Below are 3,788 nucleotides of genomic sequence, written 5' to 3' on the forward strand. Positions count from 1 at the left end.
CCCGAGTATAGACGATGCGGAATGTTGCCGCCAATACGCTGCGTTTACAGAAAAAAGGGCGCCAAACGGCGCCCTTCCACTTTGCCCATTGCATCAGCCTCAGTTGTTCTGCTGCTGGGCTTCGATCTCGCGCCATTTGGCGACGTTGGCGTTGTGCTCGTCCAGCGTCTTTGCGAACGCATGGCCGCCGGTGCCGTCGGCAACGAAGAACACGTAGTCCGTGGTCTCCGGGTTCACCGCGGCCTCGAGGCTCGCCATGCCGGGGTTGGCGATGGGCGTGGGCGGCAGGCCCTCGATCACATAGGTGTTCCAGGGCGTTGCCTTGCGCAGCTCGCTTTGGCGCAGGCCGCGGCCCAGGACGCCCTCGCCCTTAGTGACGCCGTAGATCACCGTCGGGTCGGTCTGCAGGCGCATGCCGCGGTTGAGGCGGTTGGTGAACACAGAGGCGACCAGGCCGCGTTCTTCGGCGACGCCGGTTTCCTTCTCGATGATCGAGGCGAGGATCAGCATCTCCTCAGGGCTGGAGACAGCGGCATCGCTCGCTCGGCCTTCCCAGGCGGCATTGATGCGCAGCTGCTGGCGCTCCTGCATTTCGGCCAGGACCGCGGCGCGCTGGGTGCCGGGGGTGACCTCATAGCTGTCTGGCGCCAGCAGGCCCTCGGCCGGGCGGTCGCCGGGCTCGCCGTCCAGCATGTCGATGGCCTTGAGCGCCTCGACCACCTGCCAGCTGGTCACGCCTTCGGCCAGCGCGATGCGGTAGCGGGTGTCGGCGTCCTGGCGGGTCTCGGTGTACTGGGCCGGGACCTCATCCTCGCCGAGGACGAAATCGGCGATCTCCTCAAACTTGTTTGTCGCCGGATCCAGTTCACGGACCAGGGTCTGGGTGCGGGTCACGCCGACGCGGTAGACGATCTCGGTGCCGCAGGTGGAGGCGCCGGAATGGGTGATCTCATCGACGATCCGTTCCATCGAGCTGCCCGGCTCCACCAGGAAGCTGCCGGCCTTCAGCTGGCCGGTTTTTTCGCTGTATTTGGCGCCGATGCGGAAGATGGTGCCGGAAGAAACCGCGCCCTGCGCTTCCAGATCACGGCTGACGCGGGCCATGTTGGAGCCCCGCTCCACCCGGAGGCAGATGGCGGTGTCCAGCGGGCCTTCGGATTTATACTGCGACTGGCCCCACAGGATGAGGCCGCCCAGCAGGAACAGGGCGGCGATCAGGACCGTCAGCATATTGGAGGCGAGGCTGCGCCACATCAGCTGGTTTTCCCGAAGATCACCGATGCGTTGGTGCCGCCGAAGCCGAAGGAGTTCGACAGAGCCACGTCGATCTTGCGCTCGCGCTTGGCGTTCGGGGCCAGGTCGACCGGGGTTTCAACCGCGGGGTTGTCGAGGTTGATGGTCGGCGGCGCCACCTGGTCGCGGATCGCCAAGATCGAGAAGATCGCCTCAATCGCGCCGGCCGCGCCCAGCAGGTGGCCGGTGGCGGATTTGGTCGAGGACATTGTGACACTGCCCGCGTGATCGCCCAGCAGGCGCTCAACCGCGCCCAGTTCGATGGTGTCGGCCATGGTCGAGGTGCCGTGGGCGTTGATGTAGTCGATGGCAGTGGCATCGAGGCCCGCGTTCTTGAGCGCTGCCTTCATCGAGCGTTCGCCGCCCTCGCCGTCCTCGGACGGCGCGGTGATGTGGTAGGCGTCGCCGGAGAGGCCGTAACCCAGCACTTCGGCATAGATCTTGGCGCCGCGGGCCTTGGCGTGCTCGTAGTCTTCCAGCACCACGATGCCGGCACCTTCGCCCATGACGAAACCGTCGCGGTCGGCGTCATAGGGGCGCGAGGCCTTGGTCGGATCGTCGGCGCGTTTGGTCGACAGCGCCTTGCAGGCGTTAAAGCCGGCAATGCCGATCTCGCAGATCGCGGCCTCGGCGCCGCCTGCGATCATCACGTCGGCGTCGCCGGATTTGATCAGCCGGGCCGCGTCGCCGATGGCGTGGGCGCCGGTCGAGCAAGCAGTCACGACAGAGTGGTTCGGGCCCTTGAAGCCGAAGCGGATCGAGACCTGGCCGGAGATCAGGTTGATCAGCGCGCCGGGGATGAAGAACGGCGACACCCGGCGGGGGCCCTTCTCCTTGATCATCACTGCGGTGTCGGCGATCGACGACAGGCCGCCGATGCCGGAGCCGATCATCACGCCGGTGCGCAGGCGGCTTTCCTCATCCTCGGGCGTCCAGCCGGCGTCGCGCACGGCCATGTCGGCGGCAGCGATGCCATAGAGGATGAAGTCGTCGATCTTCTTCTGTTCTTTCTTGATGACCCAGTCATCCGGGTTGAAAGTGCCATCCGCGCCGTCGCCGCGCGGGACCTCGCAGGCATAGGTCGTGGTGACGCCGCTTGCCTCGGCGTCAAACAGGGTGATGGGGCCGGCACCCGACTGTCCATCCAGCAACCGGGACCAGGTTTCTTCGACTCCGCTGGCCAGCGGGGTGACCAGGCCCAGTCCGGTGACTACTACTCGGCGCATTCCTTGCTCTCCTATGCCTCGGCAATCCGTCCGTTCAAATAGCTTGGAATGGCAACCGGGTGCAAGAGCGGGCTGGCTGCCGGTGTGACGTAGCGGAAAAAGCCCCGTGACGCTATTTTTACGTCACGGGAACGATTGATTAACGACTCAGTTCTAGGTTGATATTATCAAAACGCGAAACTCGGCATCCGTCCTCTTGGATTGCCAGAACGGGCTGGAGCTCTGGGCCATTATGTCTCCAGCCCGTCTTTTTGCGTTCAAGGCGCGGCTGCGCCCGGTCTTTGGGGCGACGGCGCCACGCCAAGCGCCGCCAGCCTGCAATTTTCCGAAGCGGATGGCTCTGCGTTAACCTCAAATTCGCAACTTTGCGCCAAACTCACCCCCGGAAATACGTGAGGAACACACTGCCATGCGCAAATGGCTTCCGACAGCTGCTGTTTTGCTGACCCTGTCCCTGCTGCCGGGACGGGCGGATGCGTCCTGCCCTGTGCATCAGGATCTTTCCGACCTCAACCGGGCCTCTGCCGGGTTTCTGGGGTATCTTGAGACCGGACAGAGCCCCTATTACGTGCAGCAGCTGAACAGCTGGATCGGCGCAAATCCGCCTGCACCGCTGAAGCAGCGGATGCGGGCCGTCGGGATTCAGCAGGTTGAGGCCGGAACGCTCAAGCTGATGCAGCAAAACAAGGTTCTGCTGCAGATCCTGTCCAGCCAGGGCCGCCAGGCGGCGCTGGAAGGCGCGCGCCACATGGGGATTTACGAATTGCAGTCGCAGTACGGCGTCCTGGTGGAGGCGCTGCCGTGCGACCAGATCAAGGAAGACGGGTTCGGCAGCAAGCTGGTGGCGATCAACGCCAATGATGCCCGCCAGCGCCAGCAGATCATCAACGCGGGCATCGCCTGGGTCTCGTTTCTGGTTCTGGGCGGCAGCGTTCTGTATTTCCTGGACCGGATCGGCATCCGCAAGATCCGCCGCACCAAACGCTACCCCTGCGCCGTGCCTTGCGTGCTGCAGGCGGGCGGCCGGACCGTGCAGGGATATCTTGTCGATCTCAGCCGGGCCGGTGCCAAGGTGCATCCGAACACCCAATGCGACCCTTCCGGCCGTGTGACGCTGCGCTTTGGCGGCCACATCGTGGAAGCGCAGGTGCGCTGGAAGACGGCGGATTACGTCGGCGTGCAGTTCGTCAGCGAATTCAACTTCATGCAGCTGCACCGGCTGCTGGAGGAATTCCCGATGGAGGACGGCGGGATTCGGGAAGAAGCCCG

At 64.5% G+C, this 3,788-nt stretch carries 3 protein-coding genes; 1 reads left to right on the plus strand and 2 read right to left on the minus strand.

Annotation, left to right across the window (positions count from 1 at the left end; translation table 11 throughout):
* Positions 1-99: 99 nt before the first annotated feature.
* A complete protein-coding gene (gene mltG / locus A9D60_RS25235) occupies positions 100-1,254 on the minus strand; it encodes an endolytic transglycosylase MltG (protein ID WP_065270128.1) in 1,155 nt (384 codons plus the stop codon).
* Positions 1,254-2,519 (minus strand): beta-ketoacyl-ACP synthase II, encoded by a 1,266-nt coding sequence (gene fabF, locus A9D60_RS25240; protein ID WP_065270129.1) that lies wholly within the window; start codon positions 2,517-2,519, stop codon positions 1,254-1,256. The genes mltG and fabF overlap by 1 nt, the downstream gene beginning before the upstream one ends.
* Before the next feature lie 409 nt (positions 2,520-2,928).
* On the opposite strand from fabF, the gene A9D60_RS25245 reads away from it, so the two are divergent.
* The coding region (locus A9D60_RS25245; protein ID WP_065270130.1) for a PilZ domain-containing protein at positions 2,929-3,788 on the plus strand (860 nt) is incomplete at its 3' end.

The organism is Leisingera sp. JC1, assembly GCF_001679925.1.
GTDB lineage: Bacteria > Pseudomonadota > Alphaproteobacteria > Rhodobacterales > Rhodobacteraceae > Leisingera.